The organism is Pseudomonas sp. Van50 (assembly GCF_055390755.1).
On sequence record NZ_AP024343.1, the window covers coordinates 6,666,902 to 6,687,113 of the forward strand.

A 20,212-nucleotide genomic window follows, 5' to 3' on the forward strand; every position below is an offset into this window, starting at 1 on the left:
GCATGTCCCTGATCATCACCGACGACTGCATCAATTGCGACGTCTGCGAACCCGAATGCCCGAACGAGGCCATTTCCCAAGGCGAGGAGATCTACGTCATCGACCCGAACCTGTGCACCCAGTGCGTCGGCCACTACGACGAACCCCAGTGCCAGCAGGTTTGCCCGGTGGATTGCATCCCGCTGGACGAGGCTCATCCGGAGACTGAAGAGCAGTTGATGGCGAAATATCGCAAGATTACTGGCAAGGCTTGAGCTTTTAGGCGGCCCCACAGGCCCCATCGCGAGCAAGCTCGCTCCCACAGGAGCTTTGCTTCAGGCACGAATGGTGTAACCACAGCAGATCCCTGTGGGAGCGAGCTTGCTCGCGATGAGGCCAGCAGCAATACCCAAGCTCCAGCTGCCCGCCTCACTCCTGCCGCTCAAAACCCTCCCCCACACACCCCAGGCACCGCACGAACGTGGCCCTGGCAGGGTCCACCACCAACGCCTTCCCCGCATCGCCGACCCCGCCGCCCAGCGCGGTAAAGGGCAACGACACCACGAATGCCCCAGCCCCGATCACCGTAGCGGCGAGCAGCAGCGGGCGGGCGATCAGCAGGTCACCGAGCATGGCGAAGGCCGGCGGATTCTGGATGGTGTAGCGCGGGTCGCCGCTGCCGCTGTTTGCCAGGGCAGGCAAACCGACACTCAGCAGCAGCGCTAGAACGACAGGTCGAAGCGGTTTCATCGGGCGATCCTTCGGCTAAATCAATATGACTACTGACTATAGACCGTCGGACGAATCAGCTCTGGCAGCGTGGGCACCAGACACTGGCGCGCTGGCCCAGGCGGATTTCCCGCAGCCCCGTGCCACAGACCTTGCACAATTCCCCGCCCCGGCCGTAGACGAACAGCTCCTGCTGGAAATAGCCGGGCTGGCCGTCCCCACCGATGAAATCCCGCAACGTGGTGCCGCCGCGCTCGATGGCATGGGCGAGGATGCGCTTGATCTCGATCGCCAGCTTCAGGTAACGCCCCCGGGAAATGCCTCCGGCAGCCCGACGCGGGTCGATCCCGGCGGCGAACAGCGCCTCGGTCGCGTAGATATTGCCCACGCCCACCACCACCGCGTTGTCCATGATGAACGGCTTGACCGCCATGGAACGCCCCCGCGACAGCTGGAACAGCCGTTCGCCATCGAACAGGTCGGTCAGTGGCTCGGGGCCGAGGCGAATCAACAGCTCGTGATTGAGCGGGTCGAGGCTCCAGAGCATCGCGCCGAAGCGACGAGGGTCGGTGTAGCGCAAGGCCAGGCCGGACTCCAGCTCGATGTCCACGTGCTCATGCTTGAGGGCCGGCATGCCGACCTCCACCAGCCGCAGGTTGCCGGACATGCCCAGATGGCTGATCAACGTGCCGACCTCGGCATTGATCAGCAGGTACTTGGCCCGCCGCTCCACCTGCACGATGCGCTGGCCCGAGAGCCGCACGTCGAGATCTTCCGGGATCGGCCAGCGCAGGCGGCGGTCACGGACCACCACGCGACTGACCCGCTGGCCTTCAAGATGGGGCGCGATGCCGCGACGGGTGGTTTCGACTTCCGGCAGTTCTGGCATGAGGTTCTCGCGTCAGGCGACGCCACGCACTCAACGAGAGGCGAGGTCGCGAATTTCCTGTTTCTGGGTCTGGAAGTCGTATTCCGACAAACCGATGTAGTCGAGCACCAGGCTCCCGACGCTATCCCACTCGTGGTCTTCGGCCTGGTTGCCGAGCACCCGGTGGGACGCACAGATGTTCTCGGACATCTTCAGGATCGCCAGCAGGTTTTTCAACTGGCTGTTGTTGCGTGAAGAGTCGTCGCTGAAGACCGCCAGGGCATTGTGGTGGTTGGCGATCGCCTGGCTGACGTGATCCGGCAGGCGCCAGGATTTGGAGGTGTAGTAACCGACCACCGCATGGTTGGTGTTGAACACGCGGTTCTCGGTGTCCACCACCCGGCACTCGGCGCTGGCATTGGCGTAGGCCTCCTCCAGCACACTCATGTAGTTGGGGAACTGCTTGAGCATTAACGGCACGCCGCAGTCGTGGAACAACCCCAAGGCATAGGCTTCGTCACCGTTCTCCAGGCCGACGCGCTTGGCCAGGGTCAGGCAGGTCATCGCCACGTCCTGGGCCGTATCCCAGAAACGGTTCAGGGTCACGATGGCATCGTCGTGCAGTTCGCCCTTGATCGACTGCGCATTGATCAGGTTGATGATCGAACGGCTGCCCAGCAGGTTCACCGCGCGCTGGATCGAGGTGATCTTGTTGCGCAGCCCGTAATACGGCGAGTTGACGATCTTGAGCAAGGCTCCCGAGAGACCCGGGTCCTGGGAGATCAACTTGGCGATGGTCTCCAGGTCCGGGTCGGGCATGTACTGCTCCATCTGCAGATCCACCATGATCTGCGGCTGGGGCGGCACACTGATCCCTTGCAGGGACTGTTGGATCTGTTCGGCGGAAAGTTCTTTGGACATGAGTACACACTCCGGGTCAGGCGGGGATTCTAACCCTTAAAGATGGATCCGATACACCGCCGGGCCACCGATCGTCCTTCAAGCCCGTCAACCCTTGCAACACGGTATACTCCCGCTCTTTTTTCCGGAGCGACGTCATGTCCCTGCCTAGCCTGCGCCTCAAAGCCAACGCCGACCGTCGCCTGCGCGCCGGCCACCTGTGGGTCTACAGCAACGAAATCGATGTGGCCGCCACGCCCCTGCACGGCTTCAAGGCCGGCGACCAGGCCATCCTCGAAGCCGCCGGCGGCAAGCCGTTGGGCATCGTTGCGATGAGCCCCAACAACCTGATCTGCGCCCGGCTGCTGTCCCGTGACGTGAAGCTGCCGCTGGACAAGTCCCTGCTGGTGCATCGCCTCAACGTGGCGTTGTCCCTGCGCGAGCGGCTGTTCGACAAGCCGTTCTATCGCCTGGTCTACGGTGACTCCGACCTGTTGCCAGGCCTGGTGGTCGACCGTTTCGGCGACATCCTGGTGGTGCAGATCGCCTCGGCCACCATGGAAGCCCACAAGGACGACGTGATCGCCGCCCTGACCCAGGTGCTCAAGCCCAGCGGCATCCTGTTCAAGAACGACTCTGCGGCCCGTGACGCCGAGGGTCTGAACCGCTACGTCGAGACCGTGTTCGGCCTGGTGCCGGAATGGGTGGCCCTGGAAGAGAACGGCGTGAAGTTCGAAGCGCCGGTCATGGAAGGCCAGAAAACCGGCTGGTTCTACGACCACCGCATGAACCGCGCCCGCCTGGCCCCGTACGCCAAGGGCAAGCGCGTGCTGGACCTGTTCAGCTACATCGGCGGCTGGGGTGTGCAAGCCGCGGCGTTCGGCGCCAGTGAAGTATTCTGCGTCGATGCCTCGGCCTTCGCCCTCGACGGTGTCGAGCGCAACGCCGCGTTGAACGGCTTCGCCGAGAAGCTGACCTGCATCGAAGGCGACGTGTTCGAGGCCTTGAAAGAACTCAAGGCCAGCGAAGAACGTTTCGACGTGATCGTGGCCGACCCACCGGCCTTCATCAAGCGCAAGAAGGACCTGAAGAACGGCGAAGGCGCCTATCGCCGTCTCAACGAGCAAGCCATGCGCCTGCTCAGCAAGGACGGCATCCTGGTCAGCGCGTCGTGCTCGATGCACCTGCCCGAAGACGACCTGCAAAACATCCTGCTGACCAGCGCCCGTCATCTGGACCGCAACATCCAACTGCTCGAACGCGGCGGCCAGGGACCAGACCACCCGGTACACCCGGCCATCGCCGAGACCCGCTACATCAAGAGCATCACCTGCCGGTTGTTGCCCAACAGCTGACACCGGGCGGGGCCAGTGCCGCAGCGCTGCGCCCCGCGCACTCGAATCGCATTCTGATCGCGGCCTCGGCTGCGATTTTTTTGCGCGTCTGAATAAGTCCGCAGGAGAACTCCCACGCAATTACCAGAGCCTTCCTACTCAATCTCCCCGCGCCCGGCGGGCATGACGCATTAGGATTGAAAGCGCCCCTCAGGTACGCCTTGGACCTCGTCAATGATTGATCCGCAAAATCGTCTGGCTGCCCGCAAACCAGCCACCGTCGGCTTGTTGCTGACGCTGACACTGCTCGGCGTCTTTCCCATCGATGTCGTGCTGCCCTCGTTCCCCGCCCTGTCCGAGCATTTCGAACGCTCATCCGCGGACATTGCCCTGTCTGTCAGCCTGTTCGCGGTGGGGATTGCCCTTTCCCAACTGCTGGTCGGCCCGCTCTCCGACGTCATGGGCCGGAAAAACCTGCTGTTGATCGGAATCGCCGTTTCCGCCGTGGGAGCCGCCGGTTGCGTGCTCGCCGACGGTTACGGGGCCTTTCTGTTCTTGCGTGTCGTCCAGGCCTTGGGGTGCGGTTGCTTCGTGCTGTCCCAAGCGCTGATCCAAGACCTGTTCACCGGCCGGGAACAGCAGCGCCTGCGGATCTTTCTGGTCACCTGCGGGGGATTTTCATTTCCGTTTCGCCCCTGGCCGGCACCGGGCTGCAAAGCTGGATGGGCTGGCGAGGCAGCTTCCTGGTGTTCATTGCCCTGGCAATCGGTGCATTCATCAGCGCCTGTCGTTTACTTCAATGCCCTGTGGCAGACAGCCAACCCAGGCGCCTGGATTTCATCGCATCCTATCGAAAGGTCTGCGGCGACTTCAGCTTCATGGCCTATTGGTTAACCTCGGCGCTGGCTTTTTCCTGCCACTTTTCGTTCATCGTCATATCGCCGCTGGTCCTGATCGACCAGTTGCGCCTCTCCCCCGAGGCTTTTTCCCTGGCGCTGCTGGGCTATGGGCTGGCCTACATCGGCGGGGGCGCGGTGGCGTCCGTGCTGAGCAATCGAATCGATCCACAGACGCAAATCATCACCGGGCTAGCCCTGATCCTCGCCGCAGGCTTCCTGATGCTGGGGCTTGCCAATCAACTGGGGTTGTCAGTCACCACCCTGTTGCTGCCCATGATCGTGTGCACCACCGGGACGACCATTGCCCGCGCAGCCGCCCACACCCAAGCCATGAACAGATTTCCCGGACGGGCCGGCACATCCGCCTCCGCCGGCAGCGTGCTGATCTTCATCGTCGGCGGGCTGACCAGTGCCGCGATCAGCCTCACCCCGCTGGACTTGCAGCTCACCCTGGCCCTGTGCCTGGTCTTGCTCAGCCTGCTGGGGCTGGCGCTCAATGCCTTGGTCCGGCAGCGTGACAGGGGGCTGTTGGCCGGCTGAACCCTGCCAGTCGTCATCCCGTGCACGACATTGGCGCCCGATCAGCGCTTTGCGTCATTTCATCCTGGCGCCAGCGGTGTAGAATCGTGGCATTCATCGCCATTCATCCCCGGCGGGTTTATGAGCTCATGCCGAGGCGCGCAGCGATCCTGCAAAGTCATCGGCCACTTCCGGACACACGGCCAAACCCGGGTGCTCCAGACGTCGACAGAAGCTCACTTCCCCATTGATACCTGATAAGTACCTGATTAGCCGCCCGGAGTGCTCCATGCCTGATTACCGCTCGAAAACATCCACCCATGGCCGCAACATGGCCGGCGCCCGTGCCTTGTGGCGCGCCACGGGGATGAAGGATGACGACTTCAAGAAGCCGATCATCGCCATTGCCAACTCCTTCACCCAGTTCGTACCCGGCCACGTCCACCTCAAGGACCTCGGCCAACTGGTTGCCCGGGAAATCGAACGCGTCGGCGGCGTTGCCAAGGAATTCAACACCATCGCCGTGGACGACGGCATCGCCATGGGCCACGACGGCATGCTGTATTCGCTGCCGAGCCGCGAGATCATCGCCGACTCCGTCGAATACATGGTCAACGCCCACTGCGCCGACGCCATCGTGTGCATTTCCAACTGCGACAAGATCACCCCGGGCATGCTCATGGCCGCCCTGCGCCTGAACATCCCGGTGATCTTCGTTTCCGGCGGCCCGATGGAAGCCGGCAAGACCAAGCTCGCCAGCCACGGCCTCGACCTGGTCGATGCCATGGTGATCGCCGCCGACTCCAGCGCCTCTGACGAGAAGGTTGCCGAGTACGAGCGCAGCGCCTGCCCGACCTGCGGTTCGTGCTCCGGCATGTTCACCGCCAACTCGATGAACTGCCTGACCGAAGCCCTGGGCCTGGCCCTGCCGGGCAACGGCTCGACCCTGGCCACCCACAGCGATCGCGAGCAGTTGTTCCTGCAGGCCGGCCGGACCATCGTCGAGCTGTGCAAGCGCTACTACGGCGAAAACGACGAGTCGGTGTTGCCGCGCAACATCGCCAACTTCAAGGCGTTCGAAAACGCCATGACCCTGGACATCGCCATGGGCGGTTCCACCAACACCATCCTGCACTTGCTGGCCGCGGCCCAGGAAGCCGAGATCGATTTCGACCTGCGCGACATCGACCGCCTGTCCCGTCACGTGCCGCAACTGTGCAAGGTCGCGCCGAACATCCAGAAGTACCACATGGAAGACGTGCACCGTGCCGGCGGGATCTTCAGCATCCTCGGTTCCCTGGCCCGTGGCGGCCTGTTGCACACCGACCTGCCGACCGTGCACAGCAAGAGCATGGCCGAGGCCATCGCCAAGTGGGACATCACCCAGACCACCGACGAGGCCGTGCATCACTTCTTCAAGGCCGGCCCGGCGGGCATCCCGACGCAAACCGCGTTCAGCCAGTCGACCCGCTGGGATACGCTGGACGACGACCGTGAAAACGGCTGCATCCGTAGCGTCGAGCACGCGTACTCCCAGGAGGGCGGCCTGGCCGTGCTCTACGGCAACATCGCCCTGGATGGCTGCGTGGTGAAGACCGCCGGCGTCGACGAGTCGATCCATGTGTTCGAAGGCAACGCGAAGATTTTCGAAAGCCAGGACAGCGCCGTACGCGGCATCCTCGCCGACGAAGTGAAGGCCGGCGACATCGTGATCATTCGCTACGAAGGTCCGAAAGGCGGCCCGGGCATGCAGGAAATGCTCTACCCGACGTCCTACCTGAAGTCCAAAGGCCTGGGCAAAGCCTGCGCCTTGCTGACCGATGGCCGGTTCTCCGGCGGCACCTCGGGCCTGTCCATCGGCCACGCTTCGCCGGAAGCGGCGGCTGGCGGTGCCATCGGCCTGGTGCGCGATGGCGACAAGGTCCTGATCGACATTCCGAACCGCTCGATCAACCTGTTGATCAGCGACGAAGAACTGGCCGGGCGCCGCATCGAACAGGACAACAAGGGCTGGAAGCCGGTGGAAGTGCGTCCGCGCAAAGTCACCACGGCCCTCAAGGCCTACGCCCTGCTCGCCACCAGCGCCGACAAGGGTGCGGTGCGTAACAAGGCGATGCTTGACGGCCTGTAAGCGTCGTTAGTCGCAATAAAAATGCCCCGCCAAGTGCGGGGCATTTTTTTAGCGATGAGCGCAAATCCTGAGAACGCCGACAATCAATGTGGGAGCGAGCTTGCTCGCGATGGTGGTGTGTCAGCCAACAAGGATGCTACTGATCCGACGCCATCGCGAGCAAGCTCGCTCCCACAGGGTGTGGGGCTTACTGGATATCTTCCGGCTTGACGATCACCCAGTTCTTGTCCGCCGTCACCGGCAGTCCTTCCTTGGCCTGGGCGGCGGCGTGCTTGGCCATCATCCCGTTAATCTGGGTCATGTATTTGTCCTTGCGGTTGACCCACAGGTGAATCCCGCCCTTGGCTACGTCCACATCGTGGAACAGCATGTAGCCGTCGCTGCTTGGCGTGTCACCGGCCACCAGCACCGGTTTTTTCCATTCGTCGATGTACGTCAGGATCGCCGCGTGCTTGCCGGCCATCCAGGTCGCCGGGGTCCACAGGTACGGCGTGTATTCCAGGCCGAGGTTGGCCTTCTCGTCATATTTGCCCGCGGTGATCTGCTTGCGGGCGGTGGTCAGTTCGCCGGTCTTGCGGTCCTTGAGCAACGTGGTCACGCCGATCACGTTCTGCGGCTTGAGGTTGTAGCCGTATTTCGGGTCCGCGGCGACCATGCGTACCAGCTCTTCGGAAGCGGCGGTCATGACATAGACCTCGATGCCGTTTTCCATCAACTTGTTGTACAGCTCGGCCTGGCCGGTGAAGACTTTCGGCGGGTTGACGTTGTACTGGACCACCTTGTCGCCATCGTAATAGGTGGTCGGCACCGGCTTGCCGGACGCCATCAGCTCATCGACATAGCCCTTGAGTTCCTTGAGCGTAAAGCCCGAGAACACCTGGGCCACCCACGGATAGCAGACCATGTCATCCACTTCGCACAGGCGGTAGTAGTAACTGAACAGGCTTTCCTTGTGGTCGGCCGTGTCCTTGAACGGCATCAGCTTCAAGGACGGGTCCAGGCTTTCCCGGGTGATGAGGCCCTTGTTCTCCATGAACGGCAACAACGATTCCTCAAGGTCGTAGCGGTAACTGGTGTTGTCCATGTCGAACACCGCGTAGTTACCCTTGTTGGCGTTGGCCGCGATCATCGCGTCCAGGGCCTTGGCCTGTTCCGCCGGCCAGTGCTTGAGTTCGGTGGCGAGCACCTGGCCAGCGAGGCCAAGACTCAAGGCGACAGCGAGAAAACGAGGTGCGAGTTTCATCGGCATTTCTCCCGGGTTCAAAGAATCCGACGCTAACAAATGCTTGTGACAGTCCTCGCCTGTGGGCGACCGCTTACATCGTGATCACGCCAGCCGCGTATCCGTAAACGTCATTGCCTTATTCCATAAACGACAATCTACATGCTTTTTTAGTATTAATTCATTAGTTATCAGGCTGTTAGGCTCCCCGGTTCGCAGTCGCGGCTTCAGGCGACTGGCACAAGTCTGATGGAGCTCTCTTGATGAATCTGCCGCTGATCCTCAATCTGCTGGTATTCCTCGCCTTGCTGTTCGGCCTGGCGCAAACCCGTCATAGCACCTGGAGCCTGGCCAAGAAAGTGCTGCTGGCACTGGTGCTGGGCGTGGTGTTCGGCATCGCCCTGCACACGATTTATGGCGCCGGCAATCCGGTCCTCAAGGCCTCGATCGGCTGGTTCGACCTGGTGGGCAACGGCTACGTGCAATTGCTGCAAATGATCGTGATCCCGCTGGTCTTCGCTTCGATCCTCAGCGCCGTGGCACGCCTGCACAACGCCTCGTCCCTGGGCAAGATCAGCTTCCTGACCATTGGCACGCTGCTGTTCACCACCGCCATCGCCGCGCTGATCGGCATCGGCCTGACCAACCTGTTCGGCCTCACCGCCGAAGGCCTGGTGGCCGGCACCCAGGAACTGGCACGCCTGCAAGTGATCCAGAGCGACTACGCCGGCAAGGTCGCCGACCTGAACATCCCGCAACTGCTGCTTTCGTTCATTCCGCAAAACCCCTTTGCCGACCTGGCGCGGGCCAAGCCGACGTCGATCATCAGCGTGGTGATCTTCGCCGCGTTCCTCGGTGTCGCGGCGTTGCAGTTGCTCAAGGATGACGTGGAGAAAGGCCAGAAAGTGATCAACGCCATCGACACCCTGCAAAGCTGGGTGACGCGCCTGGTGCGCCTGGTGATGAAGCTGACGCCGTACGGTGTGCTGGCGCTGATGACCAAGGTGGTGGCCGGCTCCAACCTGCAGGACATCATCAAGCTCGGCAGTTTTGTCGTGGTGTCGTACCTCGGGCTGGGCCTGATGTTCGTGGTCCATGGCCTGTTGGTGTCCGCGGCCGGGATCAACCCGTTGCGCTTCTTCCGCAAGATCTGGCCGGTGCTGACCTTCGCCTTCACCAGCCGCTCCAGCGCGGCCACCATCCCGTTGAGCATCGAAGCCCAGACCAGCCGCCTCGGCATCCCACGGGCGATTGCCAGCTTCAGCGCCTCGTTCGGCGCTACCATCGGCCAGAACGGTTGCGCCGGCCTTTATCCGGCCATGCTCGCGGTGATGGTCGCACCGACCGTGGGCATCAACCCGCTGGATCCGGTCTGGATCGCGACGCTGGTGGCGATCGTGACGTTGAGTTCAGCCGGGGTAGCCGGGGTCGGTGGCGGCGCGACGTTCGCCGCGCTGATCGTGCTGCCGGCCATGGGCTTGCCGGTCGCGCTGGTCGCCTTGCTGATTTCCGTCGAGCCATTGATCGACATGGGCCGTACGGCGTTGAACGTCAGTGGCTCGATCACCGCCGGGGCGATTACCAGCCAGGTGATGCAGCAGACTGACAAGGCCTTGCTCGATGCCGAGGAGCATGGGGAGTTGGTGCACGCTTGACTGCCTGACACCTGTGGGAGCAAAGCTTGCTCGCGATCCGGGCGCCTCGGTCCATGGAAGACCGCGTCGCTTTCATCGCGGGCAAGCCTTGCTCCCACAGGCTGCACCCACAGGGCTTACAGCTTCTCCCACACCTCAAAGCTGTAGGCCGGCTTGTCCCCTTCCGCCGGGTTCGGCTGGTTCGAGACCAATTCCCACTGGCTCGAATCAAATTCCGGAAACCAGGCATCCCCCTCCGGGCTCAGCGCCACGCGGGTCAGGTACAGTCGATCCGCCTGCGCCAGGGCCTGGGCGTACAGCTGGGCGCCGCCGATCAACATCAGCTCATCGACGCCCTGCTCCAGTGCCCAGGCCTCGGCCCGCGCCACTGCGGCCTCCAGGGTGGAAAACACTTCCGCACCTTCCAGCACCAGGTCCGGCTGGCGACTGACCACGATGTTCAAGCGCCCGGGCAGCGGTCGGCCGAGGGAATCCCAGGTCTTGCGTCCCATGATGATCGGCTTGCCCAAGGTGGTGGCCTTGAAGTATTTGAAATCCCCCGGCAGGTGCCAGGGCATGCTGTTGTCGACGCCGATCACGCGGTTTTCACCGAGGGCTGCGATCAGGCTTAAGGGGAGAGTTTTGTTCATGGCCGCGAGGATACCAGAGGCCCGGCGTACCCCGACAGGCATCACAGCGGTTATGCTCAACCCTCATTCGAGCAACGGAAGCCCCCGTGACAGCACTGCAGAACCTCTGGTTGACCGAGACGATCCGCCTGCGTGAAGAACACGCCGGCCCCCTCGAGGACCAGGAAGCCAATCGCCTGGCCCGCGCGGCAGGCGGCGATCTTTGCACCCGCATCCGCCACCGCGCCCGCTGGCTGGCCGAGCGCGATGGCCTCAGCCAAGCCCTGCGCCATTGGCTGCAAGGGGCACGCCTGGCGCTGATCGTGCTGGCGGTGCTCGCCATCATCAGCGGCGCCGGCCTCGGGTTCGCCGCCCTCGGCGACGGCCAGGCCCCGGTCAATGTGTTCTGGGCCCTGGGCAGTCTTTTGGGGCTGAACCTGATCCTGCTCGTCGGTTGGGTCCTGGGACTGATCTTCGCGGGCGAGCAAGGTGCAGCGCTGGGGCGCCTGTGGCTGTGGCTCAGCGAAAAACTCGCCCGGGATGCCAAGGCCGCCCAACTGGCACCGGCCCTGCTGCTGTTGCTGCAACGGCACAAGCTCAACCGCTGGGCCCTCGGTGCGCTGGTCAACGGCGTGTGGTTGCTGGCGATGCTCAGCGCGCTGGTCATCCTACTGATGCTGATGGCGACCCGGCGCTATGGCTTTGTCTGGGAAACCACCCTCCTCGGCAGCGAGACCTTCGTCGCCATGACCCGTGGCCTCGGCGCGTTGCCTGCCCTGTTGGGCTTCAGTGTGCCGACGGTGGAGATGATCCGCGCCAGCGGCGACGGCGCCCTGGCCATCGAGAGCGCCCGCCAGGCCTGGGCCGCCTGGCTGGTCGGCGTGCTGCTGGTCTATGGCGTGCTGCCGCGCCTGGGCCTGGCGTTGCTGTGCCTGTGGCGCTGGCGACGCGGTCGCGCCACATTGCACCTGGATTTGAACCTGCCGGGCTACGCCCAATTGCGTGAACGGCTGATGCCCAGCAGCGAGCGCCTGGGCGTCAACGACGCCGCACCCGCGCAGTTGCACCCCATCGAAAGTGCCGTCGGCGCGATGGACAGCGACGGCGCGCTGCTGGTGGCGATCGAACTGGACGATCGACCCTGGCCGCCCAAACTGCCCGAAACCGTGAAAAGCGCCGGCATTCTCGACAGCCGCGAGTCGCGCCACAAACTCCTGGAGCAACTGTCGCGCTTTCCACCCGCACGCCTGGCCATTGCCTGTGACCCGCGCCGTTCACCGGACCGGGGCAGCCTGGCGCTGATCGCCGAGCTGGCCCGCAGCGCCAGCGCCACCCGCGTCTGGCTGTTGCAGGCGCCGCCCGGCGAAGCCCTGGACGCCGAACGCCTGGGCGACTGGCACAACGCGCTGCAGCAGTTGCAGCTACCCTTCGCCGACTGCATGCCCTTGAACTGGCTGGAGACCGGCCATGACTGAATCCATGAAGCCGTTGAAGCTGGCCGTGGTCGGCCATACCAACGTCGGCAAGACCTCCCTGCTACGCACCCTGACTCGGGACGTCGGCTTCGGTGAGGTGTCCCACCGTCCGAGCACCACCCGGCACGTCGAGGGCGCACGGTTGTCGGTGGATGGCGAAGCACTGCTGGAGCTGTACGACACGCCGGGCCTGGAAGACGCCATCGCCCTGCTCGATTACCTCGAGCGCCTGGAACGCCCTGGCGAACGCCTGGACGGCCCGGCGCGCCTGGCTCGCTTCCTCGAGGGCAGCGAGGCGCGGCAACGCTTCGAACAGGAAGCCAAGGTGCTGCGACAATTGCTCGCCAGCGACGCCGGGCTGTATGTGATCGATGCCCGTGAGCCGGTGCTGGCCAAGTACCGCGATGAATTGGAAGTCCTCGCCAGTTGTGGCAAACCGCTGCTGCCGGTGTTGAATTTCGTCAGCAGCGCCCACCATCGCGAGCCCGACTGGCGCGAAGCCCTGGCGCGATTGGGGCTGCACGCCCTGGTGCGTTTTGACAGCGTCGCCCCGCCCGAGGACGGCGAGCGGCGCCTGTATGAAAGCCTCGCGTTGTTGCTGGAAAGCGCCCGCGGGCAACTGGAGCGACTGGTCGCCGACCAACAGGCCCAACGCCTGGCCCGCCAGCAGAGCGCGGCGCGCTTGATCGCCGAATTGCTGATCGACTGCGCCGCCTGCCGACGCAGCGTGGCCAGTGATGCCGAGCTGGAACGCGAGGCCATCAGTGAGCTGCGCAACGCGGTGCGTCAGCGCGAACAGCGCTGCGTCGAAGCCCTGCTCAAGCTCTACGCGTTCCGCCCCCAGGACGCGGCCGCCAGCGACCTGCCGCTGCTCGACGGACGCTGGGGCGATGATTTGTTCAACCCCGAGACCCTCAAGCAACTGGGCGTACGCGTCGGCGGCGGAATCGCGGCAGGCGCGGCGGCCGGCGCTGGCGTGGACTTGCTGGTGGGCGGCCTGACCCTCGGTGCCGCCGCCCTGGCCGGGGCCATTGTCGGCGGCACCCTGCAAACCGCCCGCAGCTACGGCAACCGGCTGATGGGCAAGCTCAAGGGGCAACGGGAACTGACGGTGGACGATGGCGTGCTGCGCCTGCTGGCCCTGCGCCAACGACAATTGCTGCAAGCCCTCAACCTGCGCGGCCACGCGGCGATGGACAGCATCCGCATCGCCACGCCCCAGGACAAGACCTGGCGCGAAGGCAAGTTGCCCGACGCCCTGAACAAGGCCCGGGCGCATCCACAATGGTCATCCCTCAATCCCCAGGCGCGGTTGAGCCAGGCAGAGCGCCAGGAGCTGATCGAGCAGTTGGCCGAGCAGCTCTAAGCGACACAAAACCCTCTGGCAAGCACACAAGACCTGTGGCGAGGGAGCTTGCTCCCGCTGGGTTGCGAAGCAACCCCAAAACCTGACACATCGGTGTGTCAGGCCTACCGCGCTTCAGCATTTCGGGGCCACTTCGTGGCCCAGCGGGAGCAAGCTCCCTCGCCACAAAAGCAATCCATCAATCGTTGTTCAAGGCCTTGAGGGCCGCCGCCGCTTCAGCCAACTCCAGCTCACTGAACACTTGCACCCCATGGCGCTTGAGCAACGCCGCCGTCACGCCTTCGCCACTGACCTTCACACCGCTGAACGTCCCATCATAGGTCAGCAGATTGCCGCACGACGGGCTGTTGGCCTTGAGCACGGCGATACGGATGCCGTGTTCACGCACCTGTTCCAGCGCTTGATACGCGCCCGACAAAAACTGCGCACTGACATCTTCACCGTCGGTAGTGATCACGGCTGCGTGGCCGTCGAGCACTTGTCCACCCTGCCCGCCGGGAATCTCCGCCGCCGCCCGGGGCGTGGGCAGGCCGCCGGCGACTTCCGGGCACAGCGCCACGATCCGGCCTTCGTCGAGCCAGTGCTGAAGCTGATCGAACGGCCCGCTGGCACCGCCGTCGTAGCGCACGCGATGGCCGAGCAGGCAGCGACTGACCAGGATCTTTTCCATCGTCAGAACAACTCGTTGCCGCGGCGTCGGAACCACCCCGTCAAGGACAGGCGATCCCGGGTGGCCGGCAGTACTTCGTGGGGGATATCCCCCGACAGGAACACCACCAGGCAACCGCCGATGGGCACCACATCACGCTCCACGCCATCCTCCAGATACATGCGCAACTGGCCGCCGTGCTCCGGCAGCCAATCGTCATTGAGGTAGAGCACCGCAGACACCGCGCGTCGGTCGTCATCGCGAAAGCGGTCGACATGCTTGAGGTAAAACGCACCGGGCGGGTACAGGGCGAAATGGCTTTCGAAATCCTCCAGCCCCAGGAACAGCCCGCGATTCATCGCCTCGCGCAGGCTGTCCATGAACCCCAGGTAACGGTCGCAGGCTGGTGCCTGGCCGGGTTCGATCCACTGGATGCGATCACCCCGAATGCCTTCGCGAATCTCCGAGAACGGCCCGCGCCCGACCGCTGCCGGAGCCAGCTCGCCCTCGGCGGCACGCTGACGGCATTCGGCCGCCAGGGCACGGGTCAGCGCGTCCGGCAGGAAGAGGTTCTGCTGCGACCAGCCGCGCTCGGCCAGGTCGTCGACGATACGTAACAGCAGCGGGTGATCAGAAGGTATTTGCATGGCGCGCATAGTATGCCTGTGCCTGCAAAACCGACAGCGCCACGCAGCGGGTTCGCTGCGTCGGATAGCAACACCGTACGAACTTGATACGAATTCTCGACAAGACCCCACACCCCACGGAGAATAGTCGGCTGCTGACAGGAGTCCCTATGCGCCGTTTGCTTTTCTCACTGTTGATGTTCTGCGTTTTGCCCGCCTGGGCAGACAGCTACGACCAGTTGTACAAGGTCGCCGGCTGGCCGGAACAGCGGGCGCATTTCAATGATGCCTTGAGCGCCGCCCAGCAGCGCTATCAGAGCAGCCTGCCGCCGGCGGTGTTCCAGGCCCTGGTCAACAACAGCAATCAACGTTTCGCCCCCCAGGCCATGGACCAGCGGGCCGAGGCACAAATACGCAGCAAGCTTCGAGACCCGAACCCGGCCCTGGCCTTTTTCCAGTCGCCCCTGGGCCGCAAGGTCGTGGCGGCCGAGTTGCTGGCGACCCGGCGCGATCAATTGGCGAAAAACGCCAAGGGCCTGCCGAAGATGCAAGCCAGCGACAACCGCCTGTTGATCATCGGCCACCTGGCCCAGGCCCTGCCCGCCCGCGAAGCCGGCGCCGAAGTCAGCCTGGCGATCGCCGGCGTGGCGGCCGACAGCCTGAGTTCGATGATCCCCGGCCTGCTGGGTGCTGGCCAGGCCCAAGGCATGCTCAACGGCCAGCGCCAGCGACTGATGGAGCAGATCGGCGCGGACCTGAACAACACCCTGCTCTACGTCTACCGCGACCTGACGGACACCGAGCTGGAAGAGTTCGCCACCTTCGCCGAATCGGCCGAGGGCCAGGCTTATTACCAGGCGGCTTTGGCGGCGATCCGGGCGGGGTTGGCGGTGGGGCAGACGCTCGGGCAATAGTTCAGCACCGCTATCGCGAGCAAGCTCGCTCCCACAGGGGCTTGAGTGAACTCAGGTTTCGCGAGCACCAAAGGTCCAATGTGGGAGCGAGCTTGCTCGCGATAGCAATCGCCCGGTCACCGCCGAACCCGACTCATCCGCTTGGTCAGAAACCCAAACATCTCCTGCCGCAACGCCAAGGCCTCATTGGCCAGGTGATGCCGCCCCTGCGGCAACATCAACACCTGCGGCCGGTCGAACTTGCCACGCAGCACTTGCAGGTTGTGCACCCAATCCACCGTCATGTCCGCCTGCCCCTGCACGATCAACGGCTGGCGCGGGCTGCTGGGGGCGGCTTCGATACGCTTGATCCATTGCGCCAATGCCCCCACCCAGGCAGTAGGCAGGCGCAGCGGTTGCAGCGGGTCGGCTTGCAGGAATGGCAGGAACTGCGGGTCGGTGGAGTTCTCGCTGAAACGCCGGGCGATACCCGTCACGAACGGCTTGAGCAAGTAATAACTCAGGCGCGACCACCCCCAGGCCCGCGGCCGTACCAGGGGTGACAGCAGGATGACCTGGCCCTGGGCTGGACTCTGTGCGCCGTGGTTGAGCACGTGATCGACCACGATCGCCCCGCCGGTGCTCTGCCCGCACAGGTGCCAGGGGTGCGGCAGGTCCAGCGTCGCGGCCTCGGCCAACAACCCTTGCAAGGTGGCCTGGTACTCGGCGAAATCCTCGATGCTGGCGCGTTCGCCGCTGGACAGGCCATGGCCCGGCAGGTCGCAGGCGATCACCGCGAACTTCTGCTCCAGGGCCCACTCGATCAAGTGCCGGTACAACCCCATGTGGTCGTAGTAACCGTGGAACACAAACAACGTCGCCACGGCCTTTTCCGGCCACCAGACTTGGCTGACGACCTCATACCCGCCCACCTCGAAACGTCCCAACCCTTTGCGCACACTGCGCTGGGGAAAATCCAGCCCGTAGAACCGCTGGTAAGCCTGGGCTTGCTCGGACAGGGCTTGCCACTGGGCCAGCGGTTGCAGGCTGGCACGCAGGAGATCGGGGTCGAAAGTGGCAGGCATCAAGGTTTCCAGGCATGGGCGCATTGCGCGAAACAGACTTTACAGGCCTGCGATATTCATCTGTCGCGGCAAGCATGGCAAGCTACGCGGCTTCAGAGGATCGACTCCATGCGCCCGACCCACCGCACGACCTTGCTTGCCAGCCTGCTTGCCCTCGGGTGCGCCGTCGTCTTGTGGGTGGCCTACGACTGGTTCCAGGGCCGTTTCCTGCGGGCCTTCAGTCAACACACCGCGGTGTTTTCCGGCGACCCTCTGCGCCTGCCCGCCGACCTGGCCGGCCCTGGCGCGATCCGCCTGGTGCATTTCTGGGACCCGGCGTGCCCGTGCAACGTTGGCAACCAGCAGCACCTTGCCGAACTGATCGATAAGTATGTACCGCAAGGCGTTGAGTTTTATGCCGTGCAAAAAGCCGGCAGCCAAGGTCAACTGCCGGCCACCTTGAACAGCCTGAAAACCCTGCCGGCGCTTCCGGGTTCAAGCCAGATTCCTGCCAGCCCAGCGGTGGCGATCTGGGATCGCAGCGGCCAGCTGGCGTACTTCGGCCCTTACAGTGAAGGCCTGACCTGCAATTCGAGCAACAGCTTCATCGAGCCGATTCTCGAGGCGTTGAGCGCTGGTCGGACGGTCAATGCGACCCATACGATGGCGGTGGGTTGTTATTGTCCGTGGGACAAGGACACATCTGCCAAAGAATAAGTAATCCCTCCGAGGGGCGATGCGCAGGAAAGCAGTGGCATGCTAAACAGGGAATCAACAGCGAGACCATGGAACCGCTGTCATCAGAATAAGGAATCACCATGAAACGCACCCTCATCGCCTTCCTGTCATTGATCGTCACCGCGATCATCGTTGCGGGCGGCTACCTCTACAGCAAGCAGCCCACCCGCCAGGGCACGATGCAGGTGCAAGGGCTCCAGGGCTCGGTGACGGTGCGCTACGACGAACGTGGTGTGCCGCATATCCGCGCCGAGAACGAAACCGACTTGTACCGCGCCCTCGGCTATGTCCATGCCCAGGACCGGCTGTTCCAGATGGAGATCATGCGTCGTCTCGCCCGGGGCGAACTGGCCGAGGTGCTGGGGCCGAAGCTGCTGGACACCGACAAACTGATGCGCAGCCTGCGCATTCGCGAACGCGCCGCGGCCTATGTGACCGAACAAGACCCGCAATCCCCGGCCTGGGTCGCCATGCAGGCCTACCTGGATGGGATCAACGCCTACCAGGACAGCCACACCCGGCCCGTGGAGTTCGATGTGCTGGGCATTCCCAAGCGCCCCTTTACGGCTGAAGACACCGTGAGCATCACCGGCTACATGGCCTACAGCTTCGCGGCGGCGTTCCGTACCGAACCGCTGCTGACCTACGTGCGCGATCAACTGGGCGCCGATTACCTGAACATCTTCGACCTCGACTGGCAGCCCCAGGGTGTGCTGGCCGACGGTCCCAAGCGCGGCCTGGCCCTCGCCGCCGCCGACTGGAAAGACCTCAATGCCCTGGCCCGCCTGAGCGAACAGGCCCTGGCGGAAAACGGCCTGCCGCAGTTCGAGGGCAGTAACGCCTGGGCGGTCGCCGGCAGCCGTACCCACAGCGGCAAGCCGTTGCTGGCGGGCGACCCGCATATCCGTTTTTCCACGCCGTCGGTGTGGTACGAGGCGCACCTGTCCGCGCCGGGTTTCGAACTCTACGGGCACTATCAGGCCTTGATGCCCTTTGCGACGCTGGGCATGAACAAGGATTTCGGCTGGAGCATCACCATGTTCCAGAACGACGACCTGGACCTGATCGCCGAGAAGGTCAACCCGGACAATCCCGAGCAGGTCTGGTATCGCGGCCAATGGGTGGAGATGACCCGCAGCGAACAGCAGATCGCGGTCAAGGGCCAGGCACCGGTGACGCTGGTGCTGCGCCAGTCGCCCCACGGCCCGATCGTCAACGATGTCCTCGGTGCGAACGCCGGCAAGACCCCGGTCGCCATGTGGTGGGGGTTCCTGGAAAGTCGCAACCCGATCCTCGACGCCTTTTACCAGCTCAACCGCGCCGATACCCTGGCCAAGGCCCGTGGCGCCTCGGCCCAGATCCACGCGCCGGGGCTGAACGTGGTGTGGGCCAACGCCAAGGGCGATATCGGCTGGTGGGCTGCCGCGCAACTGCCCAAGCGCCCCGCCGGCGTGAAACCCGCGTTCATCCTCGATGGCAGCAGCCCGGAGTCGGAAAAGGAAGGCTTCTACCCGTTCAGCAGCAACCCGCAGGAAGAGAACCCGGCGCGGGGCTACATCGTCTCGGCCAACTTCCAACCCGTGCCGGCCAGCGGCATCGAGATCCCCGGTTACTACAACCCCGCCGACCGCGGCCAGCAACTCAACCAGCAGCTCAGCGACAAGCAGGCGATATGGGACATCCAAACCACCCAGAAGCTGCAACTGGGCACCACCACCGCCTACGGCCCTCGCGTGCTCGCGCCGTTGTTGCCGGTGCTACGTGAAGTGGTCAGCGACCCGCAGGAACGCAAATGGGTGGAACAACTGGCCCAATGGCCGGGCGATTACCCGCTGGACTCCATCAGCGCCACGCTGTTCAACCAGATCCTGTTCAACCTGGCCGGCGCCGCCCTGCACGATGAACTGGGTGACGGATTCTTCGAAACCGCGCTGTCGACCCGGGTGATCGACGCGGCCCTGCCACGCCTGGCGGCATCGAAGGATTCACCGTGGTGGGATGACCGCACGACGCTGGGCACGGAAACCCGTGCAGACACGGTGAGCGTCGCCTGGAAGAAAAGCCTGGCGCACCTGCGGGCCACCCTGGGCGACGATGCCACGCAATGGCAATGGGGCAAGGCTCACACCCTGACCCATGGTCATCCGCTGGGTCAGCAAAAGCCGCTGGACCGTGTCTTCAACGTTGGGCCATTTGCGGCCCCAGGTACCCATGAAGTGCCCAACAACCTCTCCGCCAGAATCGGCCCGGCGCCGTGGCCGGTGACCTACGGGCCTTCGACCCGGCGCATCATCGACTTCGCCGACCCCAGCCATAGCGTCACCATCAACCCCGTCGGCCAGAGCGGCGTGCCGTTCGACAAGCATTACGAGGATCAGGCCGAGGCGTACATCGAAGGGGTCTATTACCAGGCGCACCTGGCCGAGGAAGAAGTGGTCGCCAATACCCGCACAACCCTGAAGCTGCTGCCGGCCCGGGCGCCCTGAACCGTGCGTGCCGATCTTTTTCACTGCTGAACCGGGCTTGATCGTCACGGATGGTCAAGACTACAGGGGCT

The 20,212-nt window shown here is 63.9% G+C and carries 17 protein-coding genes and 1 pseudogene; 10 read left to right on the forward strand and 8 right to left on the reverse strand.

The features are described 5' to 3' along the window. The first annotated feature begins 2 nt into the window (after positions 1 to 2). Complete coding sequence (locus ACZ5M5_RS28970) at positions 3 to 254, forward strand: YfhL family 4Fe-4S dicluster ferredoxin (RefSeq protein ID WP_003206534.1); 252 nt, start codon at positions 3 to 5, stop codon at positions 252 to 254. Between the two features lie 154 nt (positions 255 to 408). Here ACZ5M5_RS28970 and ACZ5M5_RS28975 read toward each other — a convergent pair whose 3' ends face one another. The 3 genes from ACZ5M5_RS28975 to ACZ5M5_RS28985 are packed head-to-tail and all read right to left on the reverse strand — an operon-like array spanning position 409 to position 2,443. Then, positions 409 to 729 carry a hypothetical protein gene (locus ACZ5M5_RS28975; RefSeq protein WP_060740179.1) on the reverse strand — a complete coding sequence of 107 codons (321 nt, stop codon included), beginning with the start codon at positions 727 to 729 and terminating at the stop codon, positions 409 to 411. Positions 730 to 784: 55 nt separating this feature from the next. Further along, positions 785 to 1,597 carry a bifunctional DNA-formamidopyrimidine glycosylase/DNA-(apurinic or apyrimidinic site) lyase gene (mutM, locus tag ACZ5M5_RS28980; RefSeq protein ID WP_060740178.1) on the reverse strand — a complete coding sequence of 271 codons (813 nt, stop codon included), beginning with the start codon at positions 1,595 to 1,597 and terminating at the stop codon, positions 785 to 787. Positions 1,598 to 1,627: 30 nt separating this feature from the next. After that, positions 1,628 to 2,443: an HDOD domain-containing protein gene (locus ACZ5M5_RS28985; RefSeq protein WP_162491253.1), complete on the reverse strand. Its 816-nt coding sequence runs from the start codon at positions 2,441 to 2,443 to the stop codon at positions 1,628 to 1,630. Positions 2,444 to 2,634: 191 nt separating this feature from the next. Between ACZ5M5_RS28985 and ACZ5M5_RS28990 the strand changes: the two genes are divergently transcribed. The 3 genes and pseudogenes from ACZ5M5_RS28990 (at position 2,635) to ilvD (ending at position 7,359) form a co-directional block, all read left to right on the forward strand. Further along, positions 2,635 to 3,831 (forward strand): class I SAM-dependent rRNA methyltransferase, encoded by a 1,197-nt coding sequence (locus tag ACZ5M5_RS28990; protein WP_003206543.1) that lies wholly within the window; start codon positions 2,635 to 2,637, stop codon positions 3,829 to 3,831. 213 nt (positions 3,832 to 4,044) lie between these two features. Further along, positions 4,045 to 5,249 (forward strand): annotated as a pseudogene (locus ACZ5M5_RS28995) (MFS transporter). Positions 5,250 to 5,517: 268 nt separating this feature from the next. Next, the gene (gene ilvD, locus ACZ5M5_RS29000) at positions 5,518 to 7,359 is read left to right on the forward strand and encodes a dihydroxy-acid dehydratase (RefSeq protein ID WP_060740174.1); all 1,842 of its coding nucleotides are present in this window, start codon (positions 5,518 to 5,520) and stop codon (positions 7,357 to 7,359) included. A gap of 187 nt (positions 7,360 to 7,546) precedes the next feature. Here the strand turns inward: ilvD and ACZ5M5_RS29005 are convergent, their stop codons facing one another. Next, positions 7,547 to 8,602 carry an HAD family hydrolase gene (locus ACZ5M5_RS29005; protein WP_060740173.1) on the reverse strand — a complete coding sequence of 352 codons (1,056 nt, stop codon included), beginning with the start codon at positions 8,600 to 8,602 and terminating at the stop codon, positions 7,547 to 7,549. A 242-nt stretch (positions 8,603 to 8,844) separates the two neighbouring features. Between ACZ5M5_RS29005 and ACZ5M5_RS29010 the strand changes: the two genes are divergently transcribed. Then, the gene (locus ACZ5M5_RS29010; protein WP_060740172.1) at positions 8,845 to 10,236 is read left to right on the forward strand and encodes an L-cystine transporter; all 1,392 of its coding nucleotides are present in this window, start codon (positions 8,845 to 8,847) and stop codon (positions 10,234 to 10,236) included. Between the two features lie 116 nt (positions 10,237 to 10,352). Here the strand turns inward: ACZ5M5_RS29010 and ACZ5M5_RS29015 are convergent, their stop codons facing one another. Further along, a complete protein-coding gene (locus tag ACZ5M5_RS29015; RefSeq protein ID WP_060743114.1) occupies positions 10,353 to 10,865 on the reverse strand; it encodes a dihydrofolate reductase in 513 nt (170 codons plus the stop codon). 86 nt (positions 10,866 to 10,951) lie between these two features. Between ACZ5M5_RS29015 and ACZ5M5_RS29020 the strand changes: the two genes are divergently transcribed. Beyond that, positions 10,952 to 12,319 carry a DUF2868 domain-containing protein gene (locus tag ACZ5M5_RS29020; RefSeq protein ID WP_060740171.1) on the forward strand — a complete coding sequence of 456 codons (1,368 nt, stop codon included), beginning with the start codon at positions 10,952 to 10,954 and terminating at the stop codon, positions 12,317 to 12,319. Next, on the forward strand, positions 12,312 to 13,685 hold the full coding sequence (locus ACZ5M5_RS29025; protein WP_464738302.1) for a GTPase/DUF3482 domain-containing protein: 1,374 nt from the start codon (positions 12,312 to 12,314) through the stop codon (positions 13,683 to 13,685). Before ACZ5M5_RS29020 ends, ACZ5M5_RS29025 begins: the two co-directional genes overlap by 8 nt. A gap of 178 nt (positions 13,686 to 13,863) precedes the next feature. On the opposite strand, the gene ACZ5M5_RS29030 is transcribed toward ACZ5M5_RS29025, so the two are convergent. Then, positions 13,864 to 14,355, reverse strand: coding sequence for a 2-thiouracil desulfurase family protein (locus ACZ5M5_RS29030; protein WP_103309860.1), 492 nt, complete (start codon positions 14,353 to 14,355; stop codon positions 13,864 to 13,866). Between the two features lie 2 nt (positions 14,356 to 14,357). Continuing rightward, positions 14,358 to 14,990 carry a 2OG-Fe(II) oxygenase gene (locus tag ACZ5M5_RS29035; protein ID WP_464738303.1) on the reverse strand — a complete coding sequence of 211 codons (633 nt, stop codon included), beginning with the start codon at positions 14,988 to 14,990 and terminating at the stop codon, positions 14,358 to 14,360. 140 nt (positions 14,991 to 15,130) lie between these two features. On the opposite strand from ACZ5M5_RS29035, the gene ACZ5M5_RS29040 reads away from it, so the two are divergent. Next, positions 15,131 to 15,874, forward strand: a complete 744-nt coding sequence (locus tag ACZ5M5_RS29040; RefSeq protein ID WP_464738304.1) for a DUF2059 domain-containing protein — start codon at positions 15,131 to 15,133, stop codon at positions 15,872 to 15,874. A 116-nt stretch (positions 15,875 to 15,990) separates the two neighbouring features. Here ACZ5M5_RS29040 and bipL read toward each other — a convergent pair whose 3' ends face one another. Next, the gene (gene bipL, locus ACZ5M5_RS29045) at positions 15,991 to 16,938 is read right to left on the reverse strand and encodes a phospholipase BipL (protein ID WP_464738305.1); all 948 of its coding nucleotides are present in this window, start codon (positions 16,936 to 16,938) and stop codon (positions 15,991 to 15,993) included. A 108-nt stretch (positions 16,939 to 17,046) separates the two neighbouring features. Between bipL and ACZ5M5_RS29050 the strand changes: the two genes are divergently transcribed. Together ACZ5M5_RS29050 and ACZ5M5_RS29055 are read left to right on the forward strand one after the other, a co-directional pair. Then, positions 17,047 to 17,634 carry a DUF6436 domain-containing protein gene (locus ACZ5M5_RS29050; RefSeq protein ID WP_060740164.1) on the forward strand — a complete coding sequence of 196 codons (588 nt, stop codon included), beginning with the start codon at positions 17,047 to 17,049 and terminating at the stop codon, positions 17,632 to 17,634. A 101-nt stretch (positions 17,635 to 17,735) separates the two neighbouring features. Further along, positions 17,736 to 20,141, forward strand: coding sequence for a penicillin acylase family protein (locus ACZ5M5_RS29055; protein ID WP_464738306.1), 2,406 nt, complete (start codon positions 17,736 to 17,738; stop codon positions 20,139 to 20,141). Positions 20,142 to 20,212: the final 71 nt, after the last annotated feature.

Coding starts and splice junctions, on each gene's coding strand:
- ACZ5M5_RS29010 (WP_060740172.1), top strand. CDS start 8,845: ATGAATCTGCCGCTGATCCTCAATCTGCTGGTATTCCTCGCCTTGCTG.
- bipL (WP_464738305.1), bottom strand. CDS start 16,938: ATGCCTGCCACTTTCGACCCCGATCTCCTGCGTGCCAGCCTGCAACCG.
- ACZ5M5_RS29030 (WP_103309860.1), bottom strand. CDS start 14,355: ATGGAAAAGATCCTGGTCAGTCGCTGCCTGCTCGGCCATCGCGTGCGC.
- ACZ5M5_RS29050 (WP_060740164.1), top strand. CDS start 17,047: ATGCGCCCGACCCACCGCACGACCTTGCTTGCCAGCCTGCTTGCCCTC.
- ilvD (WP_060740174.1), top strand. CDS start 5,518: ATGCCTGATTACCGCTCGAAAACATCCACCCATGGCCGCAACATGGCC.
- ACZ5M5_RS29040 (WP_464738304.1), top strand. CDS start 15,131: ATGCGCCGTTTGCTTTTCTCACTGTTGATGTTCTGCGTTTTGCCCGCC.
- mutM (WP_060740178.1), bottom strand. CDS start 1,597: ATGCCAGAACTGCCGGAAGTCGAAACCACCCGTCGCGGCATCGCGCCC.
- ACZ5M5_RS29035 (WP_464738303.1), bottom strand. CDS start 14,990: ATGCGCGCCATGCAAATACCTTCTGATCACCCGCTGCTGTTACGTATC.
- ACZ5M5_RS29005 (WP_060740173.1), bottom strand. CDS start 8,602: ATGAAACTCGCACCTCGTTTTCTCGCTGTCGCCTTGAGTCTTGGCCTC.
- ACZ5M5_RS28990 (WP_003206543.1), top strand. CDS start 2,635: ATGTCCCTGCCTAGCCTGCGCCTCAAAGCCAACGCCGACCGTCGCCTG.
- ACZ5M5_RS28975 (WP_060740179.1), bottom strand. CDS start 729: ATGAAACCGCTTCGACCTGTCGTTCTAGCGCTGCTGCTGAGTGTCGGT.
- ACZ5M5_RS29055 (WP_464738306.1), top strand. CDS start 17,736: ATGAAACGCACCCTCATCGCCTTCCTGTCATTGATCGTCACCGCGATC.
- ACZ5M5_RS28970 (WP_003206534.1), top strand. CDS start 3: ATGTCCCTGATCATCACCGACGACTGCATCAATTGCGACGTCTGCGAA.
- ACZ5M5_RS29025 (WP_464738302.1), top strand. CDS start 12,312: ATGACTGAATCCATGAAGCCGTTGAAGCTGGCCGTGGTCGGCCATACC.
- ACZ5M5_RS29015 (WP_060743114.1), bottom strand. CDS start 10,865: ATGAACAAAACTCTCCCCTTAAGCCTGATCGCAGCCCTCGGTGAAAAC.